Annotated in this window: 23 protein-coding genes; 16 read left to right on the top strand and 7 right to left on the bottom strand. The window is 67.8% G+C overall.

Features of this window, described 5'->3' with window-relative positions:
* Nucleotides 1-6: 6 nt before the first annotated feature.
* Nucleotides 7-2646 carry an excinuclease ABC subunit UvrA gene (locus HDC96_RS10235; protein ID WP_179459901.1) on the bottom strand — a complete coding sequence of 880 codons (2640 nt, stop codon included), beginning with the start codon at nt 2644-2646 and terminating at the stop codon, nt 7-9.
* A gap of 73 nt (nt 2647-2719) precedes the next feature.
* On the bottom strand, nt 2720-5281 hold the full coding sequence (locus tag HDC96_RS10230) for a methyl-accepting chemotaxis protein (RefSeq protein ID WP_179459900.1): 2562 nt from the start codon (nt 5279-5281) through the stop codon (nt 2720-2722).
* Between the two features lie 358 nt (nt 5282-5639).
* On the opposite strand from HDC96_RS10230, the gene HDC96_RS10225 reads away from it, so the two are divergent.
* Both HDC96_RS10225 and HDC96_RS10220 read left to right on the top strand, forming a co-directional pair.
* Nucleotides 5640-5783 (top strand): hypothetical protein, encoded by a 144-nt coding sequence (locus HDC96_RS10225; protein WP_179459899.1) that lies wholly within the window; start codon nt 5640-5642, stop codon nt 5781-5783.
* On the top strand, nt 5780-5983 hold the full coding sequence (locus tag HDC96_RS10220) for a hypothetical protein (protein WP_179459898.1): 204 nt from the start codon (nt 5780-5782) through the stop codon (nt 5981-5983). The genes HDC96_RS10225 and HDC96_RS10220 overlap by 4 nt, the downstream gene beginning before the upstream one ends.
* Before the next feature lie 79 nt (nt 5984-6062).
* Here the strand turns inward: HDC96_RS10220 and HDC96_RS10215 are convergent, their stop codons facing one another.
* Entirely contained in the window at nt 6063-7304 is a 1242-nt protein-coding gene (locus HDC96_RS10215; RefSeq protein ID WP_179459897.1) for an MFS transporter, read from the bottom strand.
* Nucleotides 7304-8512: an MFS transporter gene (locus tag HDC96_RS10210; RefSeq protein WP_179459896.1), complete on the bottom strand. Its 1209-nt coding sequence runs from the start codon at nt 8510-8512 to the stop codon at nt 7304-7306. The genes HDC96_RS10215 and HDC96_RS10210 overlap by 1 nt, the downstream gene beginning before the upstream one ends.
* 113 nt (nt 8513-8625) lie before the next feature.
* Between HDC96_RS10210 and HDC96_RS10205 the strand changes: the two genes are divergently transcribed.
* From HDC96_RS10205 to accC, 9 genes are all read left to right on the top strand, one after another.
* A complete protein-coding gene (locus HDC96_RS10205) occupies nt 8626-9240 on the top strand; it encodes a TetR family transcriptional regulator (protein WP_179459895.1) in 615 nt (204 codons plus the stop codon).
* 103 nt (nt 9241-9343) lie between these two features.
* Nucleotides 9344-12139 carry a PAS domain-containing protein gene (locus tag HDC96_RS10200; protein WP_257018686.1) on the top strand — a complete coding sequence of 932 codons (2796 nt, stop codon included), beginning with the start codon at nt 9344-9346 and terminating at the stop codon, nt 12137-12139.
* Between the two features lie 41 nt (nt 12140-12180).
* A complete protein-coding gene (locus HDC96_RS10195) occupies nt 12181-13197 on the top strand; it encodes a helix-turn-helix transcriptional regulator (RefSeq protein ID WP_179459894.1) in 1017 nt (338 codons plus the stop codon).
* A 90-nt stretch (nt 13198-13287) separates the two neighbouring features.
* Entirely contained in the window at nt 13288-14133 is an 846-nt protein-coding gene (locus tag HDC96_RS10190; protein WP_179459893.1) for a type 1 glutamine amidotransferase domain-containing protein, read from the top strand.
* Nucleotides 14134-14173: 40 nt separating this feature from the next.
* On the top strand, nt 14174-14620 hold the full coding sequence (locus HDC96_RS10185) for a nuclear transport factor 2 family protein (RefSeq protein WP_179459892.1): 447 nt from the start codon (nt 14174-14176) through the stop codon (nt 14618-14620).
* Between the two features lie 312 nt (nt 14621-14932).
* Nucleotides 14933-15382 carry a type II 3-dehydroquinate dehydratase gene (aroQ, locus tag HDC96_RS10180; protein WP_179459891.1) on the top strand — a complete coding sequence of 150 codons (450 nt, stop codon included), beginning with the start codon at nt 14933-14935 and terminating at the stop codon, nt 15380-15382.
* On the top strand, nt 15382-15804 hold the full coding sequence (locus HDC96_RS10175) for a lysozyme inhibitor LprI family protein (RefSeq protein WP_179459890.1): 423 nt from the start codon (nt 15382-15384) through the stop codon (nt 15802-15804). Before aroQ ends, HDC96_RS10175 begins: the two co-directional genes overlap by 1 nt.
* Nucleotides 15805-15858: 54 nt before the next feature.
* Nucleotides 15859-16347, top strand: a complete 489-nt coding sequence (gene accB, locus HDC96_RS10170; protein WP_176988013.1) for an acetyl-CoA carboxylase biotin carboxyl carrier protein — start codon at nt 15859-15861, stop codon at nt 16345-16347.
* Nucleotides 16348-16357: 10 nt separating this feature from the next.
* The gene (gene accC, locus HDC96_RS10165) at nt 16358-17725 is read left to right on the top strand and encodes an acetyl-CoA carboxylase biotin carboxylase subunit (protein WP_179459889.1); all 1368 of its coding nucleotides are present in this window, start codon (nt 16358-16360) and stop codon (nt 17723-17725) included.
* 82 nt (nt 17726-17807) lie between these two features.
* On the opposite strand, the gene HDC96_RS10160 is transcribed toward accC, so the two are convergent.
* The 3 genes from HDC96_RS10160 to HDC96_RS10150 all read right to left on the bottom strand — a co-directional run bounded on the left by HDC96_RS10160 (nt 17808) and on the right by HDC96_RS10150 (nt 19858).
* A complete protein-coding gene (locus tag HDC96_RS10160; RefSeq protein WP_343203013.1) occupies nt 17808-18350 on the bottom strand; it encodes an alpha/beta hydrolase in 543 nt (180 codons plus the stop codon).
* Nucleotides 18351-18527: 177 nt separating this feature from the next.
* On the bottom strand, nt 18528-18899 hold the full coding sequence (locus tag HDC96_RS10155) for a hypothetical protein (protein ID WP_179459887.1): 372 nt from the start codon (nt 18897-18899) through the stop codon (nt 18528-18530).
* Nucleotides 18896-19858 carry a hypothetical protein gene (locus HDC96_RS10150; protein WP_179459886.1) on the bottom strand — a complete coding sequence of 321 codons (963 nt, stop codon included), beginning with the start codon at nt 19856-19858 and terminating at the stop codon, nt 18896-18898. The genes HDC96_RS10155 and HDC96_RS10150 overlap by 4 nt, the downstream gene beginning before the upstream one ends.
* A gap of 186 nt (nt 19859-20044) precedes the next feature.
* Here HDC96_RS10150 and prmA point away from each other — a divergent pair, with 186 nt between their 5' ends.
* The 5 genes from prmA to HDC96_RS10125 all read left to right on the top strand — a co-directional run bounded on the left by prmA (nt 20045) and on the right by HDC96_RS10125 (nt 24650).
* Nucleotides 20045-20965 (top strand): 50S ribosomal protein L11 methyltransferase, encoded by a 921-nt coding sequence (prmA, locus tag HDC96_RS10145; RefSeq protein ID WP_179459885.1) that lies wholly within the window; start codon nt 20045-20047, stop codon nt 20963-20965.
* Between the two features lie 30 nt (nt 20966-20995).
* Entirely contained in the window at nt 20996-21907 is a 912-nt protein-coding gene (locus tag HDC96_RS10140; RefSeq protein WP_179459884.1) for a DUF3426 domain-containing protein, read from the top strand.
* A gap of 114 nt (nt 21908-22021) precedes the next feature.
* Nucleotides 22022-22297, top strand: a complete 276-nt coding sequence (gene fis / locus HDC96_RS10135) for a DNA-binding transcriptional regulator Fis (protein ID WP_026069829.1) — start codon at nt 22022-22024, stop codon at nt 22295-22297.
* Between the two features lie 168 nt (nt 22298-22465).
* Nucleotides 22466-24049: a bifunctional phosphoribosylaminoimidazolecarboxamide formyltransferase/IMP cyclohydrolase gene (gene purH / locus HDC96_RS10130; protein WP_179459883.1), complete on the top strand. Its 1584-nt coding sequence runs from the start codon at nt 22466-22468 to the stop codon at nt 24047-24049.
* 82 nt (nt 24050-24131) lie between these two features.
* On the top strand, nt 24132-24650 hold the full coding sequence (locus HDC96_RS10125; protein WP_179459882.1) for a hypothetical protein: 519 nt from the start codon (nt 24132-24134) through the stop codon (nt 24648-24650).
* Nucleotides 24651-24663 lie beyond the last annotated feature (13 nt).

Raw genomic sequence — 24663 nt, 5'->3', positions numbered from 1 at the left:
GCCGGCTTACCCGAACCAGCGGCGCAGATAGCGCGCGGTCGCGCCCTGCCCGGCACGGCTGACCTGCGCGGGGATGCCTTCGGCCACGATCCGGCCGCCCTCTTCGCCTGCACCTGGTCCCACATCGATCACCCAATCCGCGTCGGCGACCACGCGCAGGTCATGCTCGACCACCACGACCGTGTTGCCGGCGTCGACCAGCCCGTGCAGCTGCGTCATCAACTTGTCCACGTCGGCCGGATGCAGGCCGGTGGTCGGCTCGTCCAGCACATACAGGCTGTTGCCGTGCTGGCTGCGCTGCAGCTCGGTGGCCAGTTTGATGCGCTGCGCCTCGCCACCGGACAGTTCCGTCGCCGGTTGGCCCAGGCGCAGATAGCCGAGGCCGATATCCCGCAGCAGCTGCAGCGGGCGCTGCACCGGCGGCTCGTCGGCGAAGAAGGCCAACGCCTCCTCCACCGTCATCCCCAGCACCTGCGCGATGTTGCGGCCGTTCCACTGCACCTCCAGCGTCTTGGCGTTGTAGCGCTGGCCATGACAGGTGGGGCACGGCGCGTAGACGCTGGGCATGAACAGCAGTTCGACATGGACGAAACCTTCGCCCTCGCAGGTCTCGCAGCGCCCGGCGGCGACGTTGAACGAAAAACGACCCACGCTGTAGCGGCGCGCCTTGGCCGCGCGCGTGCCGGCGAACAGCTTGCGCACATGATCGAACAGGCCCGTATAGGTGGCCAGGTTGGAGCGCGGCGTGCGACCGATCGGCTTCTGATCGACGTTGACCAGGCGCTTGATCGCCTTGGCGCCGTTCAACCGGCCGCGGGTACGTTCGATGCGGCTGGGTTGCGGCAGCTCGCTGTCGTTGTCCTCGATCACCGGCTCCTGTCCCAGGTGTTCGCCGACCAGCTCGACCAACGCCTGGCTGACCAGGCTGGACTTGCCCGAGCCGGACACACCGGTCACCGCCGTGAACGCGCCCAGCGGAAAGCGCGCGTCCACGCCATGCAGATTGTTGCGATGGATGCCCTGCAGGGCCAGCCAACCGGACGGTACACGCGGCGTGCGGCGTGGTCCGTGTTCGTCCTCGAACAGATACGGCGCGGTCACCGAGGCCTTGATGGCGCGCAGGCCTTCGGGGGGCCCGCTGTAGAGCACCTGGCCGCCGTGCTGGCCGGCGCCCGGGCCGACGTCCACCAGCCAGTCCGCGCGGCGCAGCATCTCCAGATCATGCTCGACCACGAACAAGGTATTGCCGCCGGCCTTGAGCTGCGCCAGTGCGTCATACAGGGCCTCGCCGTCGGCCGGATGCAGGCCGGCAGTCGGCTCATCCAGCACGTAGACCACGCCGAACAGGCTGGAGCGGATCTGTGTCGCCAGGCGCAGGCGCTGCAGCTCGCCCGGCGACAACGTCGGGGTGGCGCGATCCATCGACAGATAGCCCAGGCCGAGCGACTGCAGCGTGCCGATCCGCTCGACCAGATCATGCGCGATGCGCTGGGCGGCGATGCGTTTCTCCTCGGACAAATCCGGCGTGCGGCGTACGTCGCTGCCGCCGGCATGCGCGTTGCCGCCGGCCGCCACCCGCTTGGCGGTGGCCTGCCGGCCGGCGCTGCGGCTGCGCGTGGCGGTGGCCTTGGGTGCGTCGAAGTGGCCTTCGGCGGCGGGCCGCAGTGCCTGCGCCATGGCGCTCAGCGGCAGCTGTGACAGGGTCCCGATGTCCATGCCGGCAAACGTCACCGACAGCGCTTCGCGCTTCAATCGACGGCCATCGCAGACCGGGCATTGCGCGCCAATCATGTAGCGCGCCACGCGTTTTTTCATCATCGCGCTCTGCGTGGTCGCAAACGTATGCAGCACGTAGCGGCGCGCCCCGCTGAAGGTGCCCATGTAACTGGGCTCTTCCTTGCGGCGCAGGGCCGCGCGGGTTTCGGCCGGGGTAAAGCCGGCATAGACCGGTACCACCGGTTGTTCCTCGGTGAACAGAATCCAGTCGCGCTGCTTCTTGGGCAGGTCGCGCCAGGGGACGTCCACGTCGTAGCCAAGCGTGACCAGGATGTCGCGCTGGTTCTGCCCGTGCCACGCCGGCGGCCATGCGGCGATGGCGCGCTCGCGGATGCTCAGCGACGGATCGGGCACCATCGACTGCTCGGTGACTTCATACACGTAGCCCAGGCCATGACAGTTGGGGCACGCCCCCTGCGGCGTATTCGGCGAGAAATCCTCGGCGTACAACATGGGCTGCCGGGCCGGATAGGTACCGGCACGCGAATACAGCATCCGCAGCAGGCTGGACAGGGTGGTGACGCTGCCGACGCTGGAGCGCACGCTGGCGGTGCCGCGCTGCTGCTGCAGGGCCACGGCCGGCGGCAGGCCTTCGATGGCATCCACATCCGGCACGCCGACCTGGTCGATCAAGCGGCGGGCATAGGGCGACAAGGATTCCAGGTAACGCCGCTGCGCCTCGGCGTACAGCGTCCCGAAGGCCAGCGAGGATTTCCCCGAACCGGAGATGCCGGAGAACACCACCAGCGCATCGCGTGGAATGCCGACATCCACGTTCTTGAGGTTGTGTTCGCGTGCACCCCGGACCCGCACGAAGGCATCCGGGGAAGTGCTGGGCGATGGGCGGCGCGTGCGCGTGGAAGTCTTCATGGATGAAGAATAGCGAACCACAGCGCCGGCTCACCGCCGGTGAAGGCCGGTGAGCACCGCGTTGACGCGACGGTCAGGCCGCCGCCGATAGGCGCGCACCCGGCGTCGGGATCACCAAGAACGCATCGACGGCGTCGCCCAGCACGGTCGCCTGCCGTTCCAGCGCGCGGGCCGAGGCGGAGGCCTCTTCGACCAGCGCGGCATTCTGCTGGGTGCTGCCATCCATCTGCAGCAGGGTCTGGCTCACCTGCTCGATGCCCACCGTCTGCTGCTGCGAGGCTGCCGAAATACTGGCCATGATCGCGGTGACCCGCTGCACGCTGCCGACGATCTCGCCCATGGTCGCGCCCGCGCTGTCGACCTGCCGGGTGCCGGCGTCGACCTTCTCGACCGATGCCTCGATCAGCTGCTTGATCTGGCGCGCGGCATCGGCGCTGCGCTGTGCGAGCAGGCGCACTTCGCTGGCGACCACCGCGAAGCTGCGCCCCTGCTCGCCCGCGCGCGCGGCTTCCACGGCGGCGTTCAGGGCCAGGATGTTGGTCTGGAACGCGATCCCGTCGATGACCCCGGTGATCTCTCCGATCCGGCGCGAGGACAGCGCGATATCGGCCATGGTGGTCACCACCTGCGCGACCGATTCACCGCCGCGGGCTGCGACCTCGGCGGCGCGGATCGCCAACAGGTTCGCCTGCTGCGCCGAGTCCGCGTTCTGCCGCACGGTGGCGGAGAGTTCTTCCATCGAGGAGGCGGTCTCTTCCAGGTGTGCCGCCTGGCGCTCGGTGCGGTCGGACAGATCATGGTTGCCCGCGACGATCTCACCGGAAGCGGCGTTGATCGCCAGCGAAGCCTGCTGGATGCGCGCGACGATGTCGGTGAGCTGGATGACCGTGGCGTTGGCATCGTCGCGCAACCGCGCGAACACCCCGTGGAAGTCGCCCTGCATGCGCACGCGCAGATCCCCCTGCGCCAGCGCCGAGAGCAGGCCCTGCACGCCGGACAGGTTGCTCTGGAAGGTATCGAGCAGGTGGTTGATGCTCAGCGCCAGGGTCTTCACGAACCCCTGTTTGCCCTCCACCGCGATCCGCCCGTGCAGTTCGCCGCGGGCGGCCGCATCGACCAGCGCGGCCACTTCATTCTCCACCGTGGTTTCCAGCGCGCGGCTGCGCCACTCCACGGCAGCACCGAGCAGGTGGTCGTGCTCCACGATCGGGGTGATCACCAGCTGGTAGCGGGTGCCCGCGTGCTCGATCTCCCGGCTGGCACGCTGGCCGCCCTGCAGCGTGGGCAGCAAGCTGGCGAAAGCCGGATGCAGGGCGGCAGCGGGTTGGCCGCTGCAGTCCTCGTGCGCCAGCCGCAGTTCGGTGAGCAACGCCTGGTTGAGGAATCCGATCCGCCCTTCGCCATCGAGCACCATCACCCCGGTCTGGGCGCTGTCCAGCGCCTGGCGGGCACGGGTGTTGTCGCGCGCCACGGCGCGCTCGGCCTCGATCCGCTCGCGCAGGCGCTGCTGCATGTGGCACAGGCGCGCGGCGAGCTGGCCGATCTCGTCGTGCGGATTGTGGATGGCCAGCACGGTGTCGAGACGATCCTCGGCGATGTCCTCGGCGAAGCGCAGCGTATCGGCGATCGGCCGACGGAACGCGCGCAGCACCAGCAGCAGCGTGGCGATCAACACCACCGCCACCAGCAGCAGGGTCAGCGCGAACACGATGCCCATGGTGCTGGCACGCGCGGCCTGCCGCTCGCGCGCCGCCGCCAGGGCCTGCATCTGTGCCTGCTGCAGCGCCTGCAGACCGGGGCCGATCTGGGCGGCGGTCTCGGCCAGTGACTGCGCCTCCACATCCAGCCCGATACGGGCGGCGGTGTAGGCCAGCAGCGCGCCCTGGTAGGCATCCATCTGCGTCCGCAACGTGTCCTGCGCTTCTACGCCCAGCCGCGCGTCGGCCAAGGACAGATCGAAGGGCAGCTTCTGCTCGCTGGCGCGATCGGTATGCGCCGACTCCCCGGTGAGCAGCAGCAGGCTCTCCTCGCGGCGCATCTTCTGCAGCTGTGCGATCAGCACGGGACGCGCGCTTGCCTCCACGCTGGCTTCCAGCGTTGCAGCCGCCGCCTCCAGTTGCGCGCGCAGGCCGGCATCGCCGCGCCCCATTTCGTCCACACGGGTGTTGAGGGCTGCGATGCCTTCCGCGAAATCACCCGCCCGCGCAGCCACCTCGCGCAGCGCATCGGCGCTGCCGGCATCATGGGGATCGCGCTGCAGCTGGCCCAGGGTCGACTGCAGGCGCTGCTGCGCCGCCTGCAACGCCTCGCGGTCGGCGTCCTCGAAGGTGGCGGCATAGCGGGTCTGCAGCCGCCGTGCATCGGCGATCTCGGTGGCCAGGGTCGCGGCCAGCGCCGCCTCCTGCTGGTGCGCCGCGAAGGCCTCGGCCGCGCGCTCGGTATCATGGCGCGTCCAGCCGTAGACCATCGCGACCGCGAGCAGGCCCAGGCAGCAGACCAGCAGGCTGGCCGTCAGTTTCCGTGCGACGCTGAGGCGGCCGAGCGCGGCAAGCCGGCGCAGGGGGGACAAGCGGACTCGATAGCGGTCACCCAGGTGGGTGACGAACAACGACAGGCGGCGGGGGACGGCCGACATCACGTACTCCAGGCGGAAGGACGCATCGGTATCGGCGGGCGCACGGTGAACTTTAGCGCCCATCTCGATGCGCCCCCCCGGCCCTCCCCGGAGGCTCCCCGTTGTAAGGGGACCAGGCGACGACGTGATGACGATCAGGCGACAAGCGCGGTACTACGGCTGGCGACCTTGGCGGGGCGCGCGGCGGTCCGCGACGCATGAACGCGCGACAGTGAACGAAGGGACAACACCTTCACGGCGATTGCGTTGAACTAGCACTGGGATCGCGGCCGGGGCCGCTGCAGGACCGGGTGTGCCCTCCACCGCACATCTGGTTGATCAGGACGCTTGACGCCATACCGCACGGAGAGAGACCGCCATGAATGCCGCCTTCAAGATCTTTCTGCTCGCCGGTGCACTGCTGTACGGCCTGCCGGGGCTGGTGTGGTGGGTGAACCATCGGCGGGCGAAGCGTGCGCGATTGGCCCAGGGCGTGGTCAGCGTCGAGGCCCGCGCGCCATGAGCGGCGGCACCGGTACGAACGCGGCACCCCACCTGACCGAAGCACAGCGGCAGATCCTGCGCGATATCAACGCCACGCGTCCGGTCAGCGATGAAGCGGCCAACTGGGCCGTCAAGGCCGGCTATGCGGCCCAGGCCGAAGATGGCGACATCGACCTGACCCAGGCCGGCCGCCAGCGGGTGGACTCCAGCACCCTGTAACGGGCCGGGGCACAAGTGCGCTGCGTAGGCAGCGCGACGTTCGTGATGGTCTGGCAGCACAAGGACGGGCAATGGCCGCTCACCCGGGTGCTGAGCTACGGCCATCGCGCGTTGACCGAGGCTGAGAAGGCGGCGCTGGAGACGACGGGAACGAGGTAGGGCCTGAGCGGCCAGCAATGCACAGCGCCACAGCGGCAACCGCGAAGCCGCTGGTGAGCCAGAGATTGGCGATCAGGCCGAGCCGATCCAGCGCCTGACCGCCCAGCCACGCGCCGGATGCGATCCCGACATTGAAGGCACCGACATACAGTGCGGAGGCGACTTCGACCGCCCCCGGCGCGGCCTTCATCATCCACGTCATCAAGCCCACCGACACCCCGCCGTAGGCCACCCCCCACGCCAGCAGCGCCAAGGCACCGCCCAGGCGCGATTCGCCGATGGACAGGAACAGCAACGGCGCCAGCACCAGACCCGCTGCAATCAACGACACCGTCAGTCGGGTACGTCGTGCCGCCACGATACCGGCCAGGAAATTGCCGGCCATGCCTGCGGCGCCGTAACCGAACAACAACGGCCCGACCCAGCGCGCGTCGAACCCCGGGACGGACAGCAGCAGCGGCCGAACGAAGGTAAAGGCGATGAAGTGTCCCGCGACCAGCAGGAAGGTCAGCATCAACCCACGCTGCAGCGCGCGGTTGCCCAGTTGATGACCGAACTGGCGCAGGGTCGTTGTGCCGGACGGCGGCAGACCGGGCATGACGGCCAGATGCAGGGCGAGCACGGCGGCAGCCAACAGCGCCATGCTGCCGAACGCCCAACGCCACCCGAACAGCTCCCCGATCAGCGCGCCAAGTGGAACGCCCAGCACGGAAGCAGCCGCCACGCCGCCAAAGATGAGCGATGTGGCGAGGCCCACCGATCGGGTCGCCACCAGCCGCACCGCCAGGCCGCCGGCAATCGCCCAGATGCCTCCCATGCACAGCCCGACCAGCACGCGGGCCGCCAGCATCCAGCCCAACGTGGGTGCGAAGGCCGCGCCCAGGTTCGCGATCACCAGCAGGCCCAGCAGCGCGCACAGCAGCGAGCGCCGATCCAGTCCGCCCGCGCTGATCACCACCAGCGGTGCGAACAGCGCGGCCAGCAGGGCGGGCAGCGAGATCATCAGGCCCGCGGTGCCGGTGCTCGTGTCCAGCGCCTCGGCGATCGGGGTCAGCAGGCCGACCGGCAGCATCTCCGTGGTGACGACCGAGAAGGTCGCCAGGCTCACCGCGGTGACCGCCCACCACCGGTGGCGGGGTGTCGATGGCGCGTGCGCCTGCATCAGCAGATCTCCAGGTTGCGTGAATCGCGCGGACGCAACACGCCGTGCGCGATCGCCGCCGCCAGCAGCACCGCGCCTCCTGCACACAGCGCAACCAGGTACCCAGCACGCGGCCCGTGTGCATCCACCCCGTAGCCGGAGATCGCGGCGCCCAGCGCCACGCCCACGTTCAGCGCCGCCAGCAGCCAGGTCATTCCCTCGGTGAGCTGGCGCGGCGGCACCTGCTGCTCGGTCAACGACATCGCCACGATCATGGTCGGGGCGAAGAACACGCCCGCTACGAAGACCGTCACGGCCAGCGCGCCGATGCTTCCCACCAGCAGCAGAGGCAACGTGGTCACTGAGGTCGCGATCCCGCCCAGCAGCAGCAGGCGGCGCAGGGGCGTCCGGAGGGTTATCGCACCGAACAGCACGCCGGACAGGCAGGAGCCGGCGGCATACGCGCACAGCACGATGCTGGCGGCAGCGGGCTGCCCCAGGTGTGCGGCGAAGGCGACGCTGACGATATCGACGGTGCCGACGATCACGCCCATGGCGACCATCAGCACGGCCAGCCACCGCACGCCAGGCAGACGGATGACGGACGCAGCAGGCGCGGCAGTCCGTCGTGCCGCTTCGACGGGGGGCTCGGTCCTGCGCTGCGCGATCAGCGCAAACGCACCGATCGGCAGCAGCACGGCCGCGGCAAGCACACCCGCCTGCGGCAGCACGGCGACCGCCAGGCCGACCGACAGCGGCGGCCCGGCGATGAAAGTGACTTCGTCGAACACGGTTTCCAGCGCGTACGCCGTCTGCAGCTGCGGTTGCCCGCGGTAGATCGCGGTCCAGCGCGCACGCACCATCGCCGACATGCTGGGCATGGCGCCGGCCAGCAAGGCGCCGAAGAACAGCAGTGCGGCCGGCGCCGCCCACCACGATGCGCCAAGCAGGAGCAGCAGGCCGAACACGCTGACGCCGGTAGCCACCGGCAACACCCGGCGCTGCCCGTGCCGGTCCACCAGGCGGGAGACCTGCGGTGACAGCAGCGCGTAGGTCAGCACGAACGTGGCCGCCACCGCGCCGGCCAGCGCATAGCTGCCGCGCACCTGGGCGAGCATCGTGATGATGCCGATGCCGGTCATCGGCAAGGGCAGCCGGGCCAGCAGGCCCGCCAGGGCGAAGCCGGTGCTGCCCGGGGCCGCGAACAGCGCGCGATAAGGGTGGCTCATGGGGTGGTTCACCCGGTCTCTTCCATTTTACATACACATCGTATGTTTAAAATCCTATATACATACGCTCCGGATGTAAACCAGCGTCCGCCCCCGCATCCAAGGAGAGTCCGATGGCCCGTCGTACCCGCGCCGAGATGGAGCAGACCCGCGCCACCCTGCTGGCGACCGCCCGCGCGGTCTTCAGCGAGCGCGGCTACGCCGATACCTCGATGGACGACCTCACCGCGCAGGCCGGCCTCACCCGTGGCGCGCTCTACCACCACTTCGGTGACAAGCAGGGGCTGCTCGCGGCGGTCGTCGATGAGCTCGACGCAGAGATGGACGCACGCCTGAAGGCGATCTCCGACGCCGCCGTGGATCCGTGGGAGGGATTCCGGCTGCGCTGCATCGGGTACCTGGAGATGGCCCGCGAACCCACCATCCAGCGCATCGTGCTGCGCGATGCGCGCGCCGTGCTGGGCGGTGCCTCGCCGGAATCGCAGCGCCACTGCATCGATTCCATGCAGCGCCTGCTGGCGCACCTGATCGATCTGGGTGTGGTCGCCGAGGCCCATCCGCAGGCCCTCGCCTCCCTCGTGTACGGCAGCCTCGCCGAGGCGGCGTTCTGGATCGCCGACGGCGACGATGGCGATGCGCGGCTGGCACAGAGCGGGGTTGCGCTGGAGCTGCTGCTGCGCGGGCTGCGCTGCAGCGCGCCGACGTCCCCAGGCGACCTGCCCGCCTGACGGCTTCACAGCTCGCCTCGCGCCGATACCCTATGGTGTCCGCCCCGCGCCGCCTGCCGTCCCGAGGCCGGTGCATCCGCCCCCTGCCGACCGCGAGTACAGCTTGAGCTCTTCACCTTCCCCCGGTTCCCACGGCGAGCGTGATGCCGAGCGCGTCAGGATGGCACTGGCCGCCGGCGCGATCATCGGCACCTGGTTCTGGGATGTTGCCCAGGACAGCCTGACCGTCGACGATGCCCTCGCCCTGGCCCACGGCCTTGACCCGGCCCTGGCCCGCACCGAACTGCGCCTGGACCAGGTCGTGTCCGCCGTCCACCCCGAGGATCGCGCCGGCCTGGCCGAGGCGATTGCCGAAGCGGTCCGCCGCGGTGGCCGCTATGCCCACCAGTATCGAACCCGCGGCGCCGACGGCGCCTATCGCTGGATCGAGGCGATCGGCCGGGTGGACCTTGATGCCCACGGGCAGGCCGTCAGTTTCCCCGGGGTGCTGATCGATATCGATGAGCGCCGCCGGATCGAAGCAGAGCGCGACCAGGCGCAGACCCTGCTGCGCTCCTTCGTCGAGGCCGCGCCCGGCGTGCTGTACGCCAAGGACCGGCAGGGCCGGATGCTGATCGGCAACCGCGGCACCACCGAGCTGATCGGCCTGCCGCCGGAGATCTACGTCGGCCGCACCGACGCCGAGCTGCTCGGCGACCCTGCCCAGGCAGCCATCGTGATGGCCACCGACGAGCGCGTCATGGCCAGCGGGCAGACCGAGCAGCTCGAAGAAGAAGTCAGTTTTCCTGATGGCCGGCGTGCGCATTGGCTGTCGACCAAATCACCCCTGCGCGACGCCGACGGTGTGGTGGTGGGGCTGGTCGGCACGTCACTGGACATCACCGACCGCAAGGCCGCCGAGGCCCGTCATCTGGAAGCAGAGGAGCGTTATCGGCTGGCCGCCCAGGCCACCAATGATGCGATCTGGGATTGGCGTATCTCCGATGGCCAGGTGATCTGGAACGAGGCACTGACCACGCTGTTCGGCCATGCGCTGCGCGAGACCAGCGCGCAGTGGTGGCTGGATCACATCCATCCGGACGACCGGGCGCGCGTGGACCGGGACATCCATGCCGTGATCGAAGGCGGTGGAACCGCGTGGAACAGCGAGTACCGGTTCCGTCGCGCCGACGGCAGCTTCGCCTCCGTGCTCGACCGCGGCACCGTGCTGCGCGGCAGCGTGGGCGAGCCGCTGCGGATGATCGGCGCGATGCTGGACCTGACCGTCCGCCAGGCGGCCGAAGCCGCGCTGGCCCAGAGCGAAGAGCGCCTGCGCTTAGCCACGGAGGCCGGCGACATGGGCTTCTGGGATGTCGACCTCGTGCGCGATGCGCTGATCTGGCCAGCGCGGACGAAGGCGATGTTCGGCATCTCGCCCGAGGTGGCGGTGTCGATGCGCGACTTCCATGACGGGCTGCATCCCGACGACCGCGCCGCCACTGTCGCTGCGTTTGCGGCGGCCGCCGACCCGGCGCGGCGCGCACTCTACGACGTGGAATACCGCACCGTCGGCAAGGAAGACGGCGTGGTGCGCTGGGTGGCGGCGAAGGGACGCGGGCATTTCGAGGGCGACCGCTGCGTGCGGGTCGTGGGCGTGGCGATCGAGATCACCGCGCGCAAACTGGCCGATGCCCGGCTGCAGGAATTGAACGAGCACCTGGAGAGCCGGGTGCTGGAAGAAGTGGCGCAGCGCACGCGCGTGGAAGATGCCCTGCGCCAGAGCCAGAAGATGGAGGCGGTGGGCCAGCTGACCGGCGGCATCGCGCACGACTTCAACAACATGCTTGCCACCGTGATCGGCCCGCTGGACCTGCTGGCGATGCGCATGGGCGACAGCGATCCGCGCGCCAAGCGCTACATCGACATGGCCATCGATGGCGCGACCCGCGCCGCGCAGCTCACCCAGCGCCTGCTGGCGTTCTCCCGGCAGCAGCCCTTGCAGCCGGTGCCGTTGGATGTGAACCGGTTGATTGCCGGGATGTCGGACCTGCTCGTGCATTCGCTGGGCAGCAGCATCCGCCTGGAAACCGTGCTGGCCGCACAGGTGTGGTGCACGTTCGCCGATGCCAACCAGCTGGAGAACGTGATCCTCAACCTGGCGGTCAACGCGCGCGACGCGCTGCCCGGTGGCGGGCGCCTGGTGGTGGAGACCGCCAACTGCACGATCGCCGACGATGACGATGCGGCAGCGGCAGAGGTCCCCGTGGGCGAGTATGTTCGGATCACCGTGGCGGACAACGGCAGCGGCATGCCGCCCGAGGTCATCGCCAAGGCCTTCGATCCGTTCTTCACCACCAAGAAGGTGGGGCAAGGCACCGGTCTGGGCCTGTCGCAGGTGTACGGCTTCGTCAAACAGTCGGCCGGCCACGTGAACATCGATTCGACCCCGGGACAGGGAACCACGGTGACCCTGTATCTTCCGCGCCGCAGGGTGGATGTCGCGCCATCGCCCCCGGCCGGAAGAGAGGACCACCGCGCCCTGAGCGGGGGTCGGGAACTCGTCCTGGTCGTCGAAGACGAACCCGGCGTGCGACAGTTTTCCATCGACGCACTGACCGAACTGGGCTACCCGGTGCTCGCGGCCGAGGGAGCCGCCATGGCGCTGACCCTGCTTGACCGCCATCCCGACATCGCGCTGCTGTTCACCGATGTGGTGATGCCGGAGGTCAACGGGCGGCAGCTGGCGGATGAGGCGCTCAGGCGGCGGCCGACGCTGAAAGTGCTGTTCACCACCGGCTACAGCCGCAATGCGCTGGAGAACGATGGCGTGCTCGACCCCGATGTCCACCTGATCGGCAAGCCGTTCACGCTGGAGGAACTGGCGTTGCGGGTGCGGGCGGTGCTGGCCGAGGTGCGCTGAGCGGCGCTTGACGGCAAGGGGATTTTCTCAATACTGCGGCAATGCTCAGCCAACATTTCCTCTTCTTCTTCGCCATGCTGGGTGCCTTCAATGGCATCGTCGCGGCATCGGTGTTGTGGTGGCGGGCACGGGGCGAAACCACGCAGCGCTGGCTGTCCCTGCTGATCCTGATGGTGGGTGTGCGAACCGGAAAATCGGTGGCCTTCCATTTCTGGCCGGATATTCCGCTTGTCGTTCTCCAGCTCGGGTTGACCGCGTGTTTCCTGATCGGGCCCTGCCTCTACTTTCTGGTGCGCTCCAGCCAGCGCGACGCTGCGGGAACCGATAGCAGGGGCCGGTGGCACCTCGCCGCGCTGCTGGTGCTTGCCGTTGCGGTGAATATCCTGCTCCCGTATGCCCGCAACATCGAGCTGTGGCGGCACATGATCACGCCGGGCATCAACTACGCCTGGCTGGGGTATCTCGTCGTCACCACCTTCCAGATGTATCACCACCGTGCACGCCTTCGTGGCACGCCGGCGGCCCCGCTGCTGGTGGGGGCGTTGACGGGTATCTGGATCATCTGGATCGCGTACTACACGGCCGGGTACACCTCCTACATCGTCGGCGCCCTGTCCTTCACCTTCGTTCTCGCGGTGAGCGTCCTGGTGGCCGTCCGCCTGCGCTCGGGGCAAGTACCGATCGAGCCCTATCAGGATCGTCGGATTCCCGCGTCCGACGCCGCCGTTCAACTGCAGGCCCTGGCCGAGCTGATGGCGCGTGAGCGCTTGCATCTGGACCCGGCCCTGACCCTGCCCCGCCTCGCCCGCCGGCTTGGCATGCCCCAGACCCGGCTGTCGCAGCTGCTCAACGACAACAACCAGACCTCGTTCAAGCAGTACCTGACCCAGCTGCGTGTGGTCGAAGCAAAGGCGATCCTGCAGCAGAGCCCCCCGAAGCCGCTGGACATCGTGGCGCAGGAAGCGGGCTTCCAATCCATGTCGACCTTCTACAGCGCGTTCAAGAAGTGCGAGGGCGTCACCCCGGCGGCCTACCGCACGGCGGCGGCGCACTCCTAGAATCGATTCCCGCACTCCGGGAAGACGCTGCAATACATTGATTCGAAAGTGATTGGGTAGGGTGCTGGCTCCTTCCTGCGAGTCAGTGCCATGCAGACGTTACGTGCCATCGCCACCTTCGTATTGCTACTGCTGAGTGTCTGGCTGGGTGGTGCCTGCAGCACCGGCGCCGCCCCCGGCCTCTCCACAGACAGCCCGATCGCGTCGCCTGCCCGCGGCCACCAGGAACGCATCCTGTTCATCGTCGCCAGCAGCCGGGTGCATGGGACGTCAACGCTCCCGGCCAGCATCAGCTTTGGCGAGGTGGTGCATGCCTGGGATGTCTTCCATGCCGCCGGCTACGCGGTGGACTTCGTGTCACCCGACGGCGGCGCCGTGCCGATTCTCGGTGACTACGTCAGCGACGACGTGGCGCACCGTCTGGACGATCTGCGGATCATGCGCGGGCTGCGCGGCACCGCCACCCCGGCACAGATCGATCCGACGCAGTACCGGGCCGTGTACTACGTGGGCGGGAGCAATGCCATGTACGGCGTCGCGGAGAGCATGGGCCTGCAACGCATTGCCATGCAGGTCTACGAACGCAACGGCGGGGTGATCTCGGCCGTCTGCCACGGCACGGCCGGCATCGTGAACCTCCAGCTTGCCGGCGGCCAGTACCTGGTCTCGGGCAAGCGGATCAGCGGCTTCCCGGAAGAGCACGAGCAACAGGATGCCGCGTACTTCAACCAGTTCCCGTTCCTGATCCGCCAGACCGTCGCGGCCCGCGGCGGCACATTCCGGACGGTGGAAGGCGTTGACCCGCATGTCGAAGTCGATGGCCGGCTGGTGACCGGGCAGAACTATGCCTCTGCCAAGCCAGTCGCCCAGGCGGTCGTCGAGGCGCTGCGCACACATGCCGATCCATCGCCGAGCCGGACGACAGCCGAACGCTGATGTCCTACCCACCCACCACCCACCGTGCTGAGAGAACACCATGAAAAGACCGTTCCGATCCGCTGCCCTGGCAGCCTCCCTGCTCCTGCTGCTCCCCACCATGGCCTCGGCCCAGAACTCCGACCGCGAGGCCGTGGACAAGGTCATGCAGACGTTCATGGCCGCCTACAAGACCGCCGACAACGCGCTGGCCAAAGAGGTCTTCCGGGCCGATGGCGTGATGATCGGCTATTCGGAAGCCCGGGGCAGCTCGCTGCTCATGCGGACAGGCGAACAGTTCGCGGAAGGCTTCGACGGCAAGCCCGCCGCCAACGAGGCCCAGCGCAAGCGCCGCTATGAAATCGTGGATGTGGCCACGAATCTGGCGGCGGTGAAGGTGATGCTGGACTATCCCGGTTGGGATGGGGTGGACTACGTTGTCCTGCTGAAGACCGATGGCAAGTGGCAGATCATGAGCAAGTCGTGGACGGGCCAGGTCAAGCCGTGACCGGCGCCATGCCGCGCCGACGCCCAAGGTCTGGCTGAGGCCGGCGTTCCGGATCGACCCCTGCCTTGCCCGCCGATCGCCGGTGGGCAAGGCAGCAGGGTCCCGACCTGCGCGGGCCTCCAGCGCCCGACTCCACCCAACACCCGCCCTTCTGCGGTGTCGCCGCGCCGCCGTTCTCGCGCACCGATACCGCGCTGGCGCAACGATCTGCACCAATTTTCAAACATGCGATTGAAACACGCGTAACTTCGTCGAACTGGACACGATCCACCAGTTCCGCCAGACTCCGCCCTTTCCTGTTGTTCGGCACCCATGGCGAAACTGCTGGTCCTGCATGGCCCCAACCTCAACCTGCTCGGTACGCGCGAGCCGGGCGTGTATGGGCACACCACGCTGGCGCAGATCGACCAGGCCCTGCTGGCCCAGGCGCAGGCTACCGGCCACGCCGTGGAGGCGCTGCAGTCCAACGCCGAGCACGTGCTGGTGGACCGCGTCCAGGCGGCCCGTGGCGACGGTACGGCCTTCATCCTGATCAACCCGGCGGCGTTCACCCATACCTCGGTGGCCCTGCGCGATGCGCTGGCCGCGGTGGACGTGCCCTTCATCGAGATCCATCTGTCCAACCCGCATGCACGCGAGCCCTTCCGCCAGCACAGCTATTTCAGCGACAAGGCGGTCGGGGTGATCTGTGGGTTCGGTGCGGACAGCTATCGCTATGCGATGGACGCGGCGCTGACCCGGCTGGCGGCTGCCTCCGCGTGATGACACTGCCGCGTGTCCTCGCCAGCGTCGTGCTGTGGGGCTGCCTGTGTGGCGCCGCCATCGCCGGCGACCGCGAGGATGAGGGCATCGACTGCGCGCACCCGGTCACCACGATGGAGAGCGACCTGTGCGCCTCGGACGTGGCCGCCGCCGCCGACGTCGAACTCAATGCCGTGTACGCGCAGGCGCGTCGGCAGCTGCGCTCCCCGGCCGACGGCGGTGCCTGCAGCTGGTGCGGCAACGCCGAGCAGCAGCTGGTGCTGGCCCAGCGCGCCTGGGTCGAACTGCGCGACCACGACTGCGACGCGGTGTACCTGTTGAATTCCGACGGCTCTGCCCGCAATGGCGCGCAGATGCGCTGCCTGACCACCCTCACGCGTGACCGCATCCGCCAGCTGCGCGACTTCTACGAATTGCTTTGACCCGAGCGCACCGCGCTTCCCACCACACTGACACCACGAGCTAAAGAGGCCCCTATGGATCTCCGCAAAATCAAGAAACTGATCGACCTGCTGGAAGAGTCGAACCTCGCCGAAATCGAAATCAAGGAAGGCGAAGAGTCCGTGCGCCTGTCGCGCGCGCCCGTCTCCGGCTACGGCATGGTGCAGGCCCAGCCGCAGATGATGATGGCCCCGGCGCCGGCACAGCCCGCCGCCCCGGCGATGCCGATGCAGTCGCCGACCGAAGCCTCCACCGGTGGCACCGCCAAGGCCGGCAACGCGCTGCCCGATGGCCACGTGCTGCGCGCACCGATGGTCGGCACCTTCTACTCGTCGTCCTCGCCGGACAAGCCGGCCTTCGTGTCGGTCGGCCAGGCCGTCAAGGCCGGTGAAACGCTGGCGATCATCGAAGCGATGAAGATGTTCAACCCGATCGAAGCCGATGTCTCCGGCACCATCGTCGCCATCCTGGGCGAAAACGGCCAGCCGGTCGAATTCGACCAGCCGCTGTTCGTGATCGGCTAAGGATTAGTCCATGCTCGACAAAGTCGTTATTGCCAACCGAGGGGAGATCGCGCTGCGCATCCTGCGCGCGTGCCATACCCTGGGCATCCGCACGGTGGCTGTGCATTCCACGGTCGACCGCAACCTCAAGCACGTGGCCATGGCCGACGAGTCGGTCTGCATCGGTCCGGCACCGTCCTCGGAGAGCTACCTCAACATCCCGGCCCTTATCGCCGCGGCGGAAGTCACCGACGCCCAGGCCATCCACCCGGGCTACGGCTTCCTGTCGGAGAACGCCGACTTTGCCGAGCGTGTGGAAGAATCCGGCTTCATCTTCATCGGCCCCAAGGCCGACACCATCCGCCTGATGGGCGACAAGGTGGAAGCGATCCGCGCGATGAAGGCCGCCGGCGTGCCGTGCGTGCCCGGCTCGGGCGGCCCGCTGACCGACGACATCGTGGCCAACACCAAGATCGCCCGTGAGATCGGCTACCCGGTCATCATCAAGGCCTCCGGTGGCGGTGGCGGCCGCGGCATGCGCGTGGTGCATGCCGAAGCCTCGTTGAAGGCGGCGATCGAGACCACCAAGTCCGAAGCCAAGGCCGCTTTCAGCAACGATCAGGTCTACATGGAGAAGTTCCTGGAGAATCCGCGCCACGTGGAGATCCAGGTGCTCGCCGACGGCCAGGGCAACGCCATCCACCTCGGTGAACGCGACTGCTCGATGCAGCGCCGCCATCAGAAGGTGGTGGAAGAAGCGCCGGCACCGGGCATCACCACCGAGCTGCGCGATGAGATCGGCAAGGTCTGCGTGGAAGCCTGCATCCGCATCGGCTACCGAGGCGCGGGTACCTTCGAGTTCCTGTTCGAAGACGGCCGTTTCTACTTCATCGAAATGAACACCCGCGTGCAGGTGGAACATCCGGTGACGGAGATGGTGACCGGCATCGACCTGGTCTGCGAGCAGCTGCGCATCGCCGCCGGCCAGAAGCTGAGCATCAAGCAGAGCGACGTGGTGCTGACCGGCCACGCGATCGAGTGCCGCATCAACGCCGAAGACGCCGAAACCTTCGTGCCGAGCCCGGGCCAGATCACCGCCTTCCATCCGCCGGGTGGCCCCGGCGTGCGCGTGGATACCCACATCTACAGTGGTTACCGCGTGCCGCCGAACTATGACTCGATGATCGGCAAGCTGATCGTGCACGGCCCGGATCGCGAGACCGCGATCGCGCGCATGCGCGTGGCGCTGAGCGAACTGGTCGTGGACGGCATCAAGACCAACGTCGCGCTGCAGCAGCGCATCATGCGCGACAAGGGCTTCCAGGCCGGTGGGCAGAACATCCACTACCTGGAAAAGCGCCTGGCCGAACGCAAGAACAAGTCGATCGCGTTGACCTGATCGACACGCTCGCGCGGGACGCTGGACAGCAGAAAGGCGGGGATCTCCCCGCCTTTTTGTTTGTCTGCGTTTTTCCGCTGCCCTATCCGAGCCCGCCCATGAACTGACGCACCACGTCGGCGGCCGCCTGCGGGTTGGCCTGCAGAAGCAGATGAGGGCCCGCCACGGTGTGCTGCTGTGCCTGCGGCAGCAAGCGTGCCCATTCGTGCTGCGCCCGCGCAGGCAGGAGGCGGTCATGCGAGGCCTGCAGACACAGCATCGGCACTGCGATGTCGGGCAGGGCCGCACGCGCATCAACGTCAAGCACGGCACGCAGGCGCGCGCGCAGGACCGGAACAGTGACCTGGGCCAGCGCCTTCCGCAGGCCGTCCCGCAACGCTGGCGTTGCCCAGCGACCCAGCAGCCACCATGACAGCGCTGGCGACGGCATGCCCCGCATCGGAACATAGGGCAGCAGCGGGCGCAGCGCGCGACCGGCGGGCCAATGTGCGCGGGCAAAGGTCGTGGAGAGGATCAGCCCCTGCAGTCGCGAAGGCGCAGCGGCGGCGACGGTCAGCGCCAACGGCCCCGAGAACGACTCCCCCAACAACACGAACGGCGCATCGCGCGGCAGCGCCGCCTGCACGAAGGGCAACAGCGCGGGTAATCGAGAGGAACACCCCGCGGGTAAGCGATGACCGAGGTGGTCACGCCCCGCGCGGCCATCGCATCGATGAAGGCGGTATGCAGCGTGCCGGTGGCATCCATGCCCGGCAATACGATCAGCGCAGGCAGATCGGCCATCGCCGCCCCTGCCTGGCTGTCACTTGGCGGTATCCGCCGCAGTGACCTGCGAGTTCTTCACCGGCTCCACGCCCAGCGACGAGGTCGGATCGATGATCACCATCGTTTCGGTGGAGCCATCCGGCCACACCACCTGGAAGGTGCTGCCGGTGGGCAGCGAAGCGAACGGCATGCCACTCTGCGCGCGATACACCGCAGCGACCTGACTGGCACCGGCGCGACGCACTTCGGCATCGGCCTTGACCGAGGTCAACTGCACTTTGGACAGGCTTCGGTAACGATCGTCATAGGTATCGATCATCACCAGGCCCACCGCTCCGGCCGAGTACGCGACAAACAACGCCACCCAGAACCAGAATTTGGCACCGTGCAGAATTCGACGGTAATTCATCGCCCATTCCTCTGCTTGACCAGCTCTTCGACCAACACGTTCATTTTCCCCGCACCTTGCCGCGATACCGCAGCGTCATACACAAAAGTGGCAAAGTCCTGCCCACCGTCCTGCGAACAGATCCCTCCGTTCGCGCAGAAATTATTCATCAGCACGCTGTCCGGCCCGCAGGCCATGCCCAGCTCGCAGGCGGCCAACCGCCAGGCCAGTTCGCTGAACTGATCGCCGGCCACCAGGCCGCTCATCGCGTTGTCGCCACTGGCACGCTGGCCCATGCCCGGCGCCAGCGCCATGTAGGCTTCCGGATCACGCGACTCCATCACCCGCTCGACCAGCCCGCGGCGATAGCCCGGCCCGGTTTCCAGCGGCTGGCCCTCGGCGAACAGCGAGGCCTCGGCGGCGAGGTTGCCGGCCTTGGCCGACTGCAGCCGCTGCGCCAGGATCAGCGGCCGGCCCAGGTGGTCGCTGCTGACGAAGCCCGCACAGCGCCGCGAGACGCGCTCGCGTGCAGCGACCATCGGCGCCGACGCGCTCATGCCCATACCGGTCAACAGCGTGTTGTCGAGCTGATAGCCGCCCGGGTCCATCGCATACATCGCGCAGTAGTCGTAGACGCGGCTGACCATCCATCCGGCCTCGGCGTTGCCGTTGGCCGCCTGCAGCTGCAGGCGTTGCGCATAGGCGAACAGGTCGGTGTCACCTTCGATATCGGCCCGCAGGTCCAGCGGCAGGCCGGAGGCCACCGCCGTGCCGCGCTCGCTGCCGAGCAGGCGCCGGGCCAGTTGCCGTGCTTCGGCCGGGACCGCGGTGGGTGCGCTGCCGGCCTGCGGCTCATCCAGATGCGACGCAACCTGATCGGCGTGCAGCACCCGATCGCCCGCGCGATAGCCCACCACCCCCAGCAACGCCAGGGCCGGTACGACCAGCAACCAGGTTTTCAGGGTCGGCACGAGCGCCATGGGCAGAAGTCACACGCTGTCCGTGATGGACAGCAGGAGTTCAAGTTTAGCAAGCGGCTGCAGCGGTGTCTGAACCAGCCGTCGGGCCGATCTTACCGGTCGGCGAGACGAGCGCCCGGCGGCACGTCCGGGACCATCGCCCCGCACTGGTCTAACATGCACGGTTTTCCGCCGGTCCCTGCCCCCATGCCCTTCCTGGAACTCACCCTGCACTGCACCGAAGCCACCCAGCCGCGCTATGAGAATGCGCTGGACGACGTGGGCGCGCTGGCGGTGACCCTGCTCGATGCCGATGCCGATACCAGCAACGAGCGCGCCATCCTGGAACCGGGCGTGGGCGAGACCCCGCTGTGGAACGACCTGGTGCTGACCGCGCTGTTCCCCGGCGATACCAATGCGCTGGCCCTGCTGGCCGCGCTGGACGCCTTCGATCCCGGCCTGGACTGGGCCAACGCCAGCTTCCGCGCCGTGGCCGACGAAGACTGGGAACGCGCCTGGATCGACCAGTTCCAGCCGATGGCGTTCGGGGATCGCACCTGGATCGTGCCGTGGAACCATGCGCTGCCGGAGGCCGCACAGGCCGACGATGCTGCCGTGGTCCGCCTGGATCCGGGCCTGGCGTTCGGCTCGGGCACCCACCCGACCACCGCGCTGTGCCTGCGCTGGCTGGACGGCCTGGCCGCCGAGGGCGCGCTGGCCGGCACCACCGTGCTCGATTTCGGCTGCGGCTCGGGCATCCTCGCCCTGGCCGCGCTGAAGCTGGGCGCGGCCCGCGCGGTCGGCGTGGACAACGACCCGCAGGCGGTGCTCGCCACCGGCGACAACGCCGAGCGCAACGGCCTGCAGGACCGCGTGCAGGTCTATCTGCCGCAAGACGAACCGCAGGCGACGTACCCGGTCGTGGTGGCGAACATCCTCGCCTCGGCACTGGATGCGCTGGCCGATGTGCTGGCGGCGCGCGTCGCCCCGGGCGGCCGCATCGCGCTGTCGGGCATCCTGCACGGGCAGGAAGGGGAACTGCTGGAGCGCTACGCCCCGGCCTTCGAACAGCTGGCCGTGGCGCAGGAGGGCGACTGGATGCGCATCACCGGCGTCCGCCGTGCTTGAATAGCCTGTCTCCTGCCCGGTCCCGTGCCCATGTCCGAGCCTCCGATGCCGCCGCGACGCCCGATCGCCACGTTCCTGCGTCCGTCTGCGGAGGCGCCGGCCGATCCCGCTGAGCCGGTGTCCCGCTCCCACGAGGAGACGCCTGCGGCGTCGGCAACGTCCATGGGCGATCGCATCGCCCCGCTGGCGGTGGAACAGGTGATCGATGCCCAGCCGGTGCATGCGCCGCAGCCGTCCGTGTCGCAATCCCGATCTGGATTCGACATCGAACGCGCAGCCGATGTCGAACATGCGTACGTCGGCGAAGCTGCACCGGCTCCCGCACCGGCCGTCGGGACGGGAGCGCCGTCGCACCCGCTGCCGGATGACGCGCACGCCCACCATGAGGACGCGCGCGGCCCGGCCACCGCTGCCCTGCCCCCGGGCGAAGCGGTCACCACACCCAGTTTCCTGCGCCTGCCCGGTGCACGCCTGCGCACGCCGCGCTGGCAGTGGGGCATGGTGGCCGGGCTGGCTGCCGTGCTGCTGGTGCAGATCGCGGTGGCCGACCGCGCACGGCTGGCCGCCGATGCCGGTACCCGCCCATGGATCGCCGGACTGTGCAGCGTGCTGCGCTGTTCAGTGCCAGCCTGGCGCGAGCCGACGGCCTTTAGCATGCTCAGCCGTGATGTACGCCCGGTGCCGGGCCAGGCGGGTGCGCTGCAGGTGCAGGCGAGCATCCGCAACGACGCGCGGTGGGCCCAGGCCTGGCCGTCGCTGCGGCTGTCGCTGTCCGATGCCGATGGCCGCGTGATCGGCACCAATGTGTTCGCGCCGGCCGACTATCTGGAGCGCGCGATGGACCCGTCCGCCACGCTGGAACCGGGACAAAGCGCACAGATCAGCTTCCGCGTGCGGGAGCCTGCAGCGTCTACCGTCGCATTCACCTTTGAGTTCCTCTGAGGCACCGCCGGGGCCGCCGGAGCGTGGCAGGCAACCGGCGCACGCGCTAGACTGACCCCATCACCCTTCCGCCGTGGGCTGTTGTCCGCCCCGGCTCTTGCACCGGGAAACTCCTTGAACGCTGTCCTTTCTCGTCCTGACAACAGTCGTGGCGCACCCAAGCCACCCCTGCGCGAACACGTGGCCCAATCGGTCAGGCGGTACCTGCGGGACCTGGATGGCTGCGATGCGGACGATGTCTACGAGATCGTGCTGCGCGAGATGGAGATTCCGCTGTTCGTGGAAGTGCTCAATCACTGCGAAGGCAACCAGAGCCGCGCCGCCTCGATGCTGGGCATCCACCGCGCCACCCTGCGCAAGAAGCTGAAGGAATACGGCATCACCACCTGATGCCGGTGCGGCACGGGTCGCGCCCAGCGGAAGGCCGGATCGAGCAGCCCTCGGTACCGGCCTTCGTCGTTTTGCGGGGTTGGCGGGCGCCGCGATGGCCGTCGAAGAGGCCAGGCTCGCGTCACTGGCCTACACTATGCCCCCGCTCCGCTTCGATCTCCTGCCCCCATGAGTTCCGATCTGCTGCCCGTGCGCCGGGCCCTGCTGTCCGTTTCCGACAAAACCGGTCTGATCGACCTGGCCCGCGCCCTCGCCGCGCGCAACGTGGAGCTGCTCTCCACCGGCGGTACCGCCAAGGCGATCCGCGAGGCCGGCCTGGCAGTGAAGGACGTTGCCGACGTCACCGGTTTCCCGGAAATGATGGACGGCCGGGTCAAGACCCTGCACCCGATGGTGCACGGCGGCCTGCTCGGCCGCGCCGGGCTGGATGACGCGGTCATGGCCGAACACGGCATCGGCGCGATCGACCTGCTGGTGCTGAACCTGTATCCGTTCGAGTCGGTCACCGCCAAGGCGGACTGCACGCTCGAAGACGCCGTGGAAAACATCGACATCGGTGGCCCGGCGATGCTGCGCTCGGCCGCGAAGAACTTCGCCCGCGTGGCGGTGGCGACCGACCCGTCGCAGTACGCCGAGCTGCTGGCCGAGCTGGACGCCCACGACGGCAAGCTGTCGGCGGCCAAGCGTTTCGCCTTCTCGGTGGCCGCGTTCAACCGCGTGGCCCAGTACGACGCGGCGATCAGCAATTACCTCTCCGCCGTGACCACTACCGACACCGCCGTGCCGGTGCGTGCGGAGTTCCCGGCGCAGATGAATTCCAGCTTCGTGAAGGTGATGGACCTGCGCTACGGCGAGAACCCGCACCAGAGCGGCGTGTTCTACCGCGACCTGTACCCGGTGCCGGGCACGCTGGCCACGTTCCAGCAGCTGCAGGGCAAGGAACTGAGCTACAACAACCTGGCCGATGCCGATGCGGCGTGGGAATGCGTGCGTCAGTTCGACGTGCCGGCCTGCGTCATCGTCAAGCACGCCAACCCGTGCGGCGTGGCCGTGGGCGCCGGCAACGGCGATGCCTATGAGCTGGCCTACGCGACCGACCCGACCAGCGCCTTCGGCGGCATCATCGCCTTCAACCGGCCGCTGGACGCCGCCACCGCGCAGGCGATCCTGGACCGGCAGTTCGTCGAAGTGCTGATCGCCCCGGACTTCGAACCGGACGCGCTGGAATACGCGCAGAAGAAGGCGAACGTGCGCGTGCTGCGCATTCCGCACGGCGAGGGCCGCAACAACTACGACACCAAGCGGATTGGTTCCGGCCTGCTGATGCAGAGCGCCGACAACCGCGGCATGAGCCGCGACGAGCTGACCGTGGTGAGCAAGCTGGCACCGACCGAGAAGCAGTTCGCCGACCTGCTGTTCGCCTGGAAGGTCGCCAAGTTCGTCAAATCCAACGCCATCGTCTACGCCAAGGACAACCGCACCATCGGTGTCGGCGCCGGCCAGATGAGCCGCGTGTACTCCGCGCGCATCGCCGGTATCAAGGCGGCCGATGCGAACCTGGTGGTGGAAGGCTCGGTGATGGCCTCCGATGCGTTCTTCCCGTTCCGCGACGGCATCGATGCCGCTGCCGCCGCCGGCATCAAGGCGGTGATCCAGCCGGGTGGCTCGATGCGCGACAGCGAAGTGATCGCGGCTGCCGACGAGCATGGCCTGGCCATGGTGTTCACCGGCGTGCGTCACTTCCGTCACTGAATTGCTACCCTAGAACAAGATGTTCATCACAGTATGATCATCTTATAAAATCATGGAATGATCACAGGGGGAGAAGCAAAAGATGTCAAAGGCTAAGAGATTACTTTTCTGGTTCTTTTTTCCAGGACTGCTTGGATTTGCAGGCGGAGTCGCCTCCCTAGCGGTTGCTAGTAGCATCCCGGCGCTCACAGTCGGTGGAAGCGACGCAATTTCGACAGCAAACACTTACATCGTGTTTACAACTTTAATATTTGTCGGCTTCACCATTCTTATCACCATCGCGGGCATAGTCTTCGCCCATCAATTCTCGACTTCAAAGGACATTCAAGTTGCCGACTTGGCATCCCATTTGAAGAAGCAGGTATCTGAAAACCAGCACGATTGCGCACTGGTAATATTGAAAACAGCCCTTGAAAACAGCGACGCTCAGCGTCAGCTTGAAATTCAAATCAAGGCAAAAGTTGAAGAGATAGTCGCAGCAATAGTTGATCGATCAAACAACGATGCCACTGACGCTCAGAAGCAGGCGACAAACTTGAAAAAACAGGCTGAGAGGATCGGCAGTCTTCGAATTTTATTCAACGAAAGCAAACCCAGCTAACGAGGAGGCGGAG

This window comes from Stenotrophomonas sp. JAI102, from assembly GCF_013409105.1.
In the GTDB taxonomy this organism is placed as follows: Bacteria; Pseudomonadota; Gammaproteobacteria; order Xanthomonadales; family Xanthomonadaceae; genus Stenotrophomonas; species Stenotrophomonas maltophilia_AA.
Note: the sequence above shows the minus strand (reverse complement) of the source record. Positions and strands in the feature narration are given on the sequence as shown.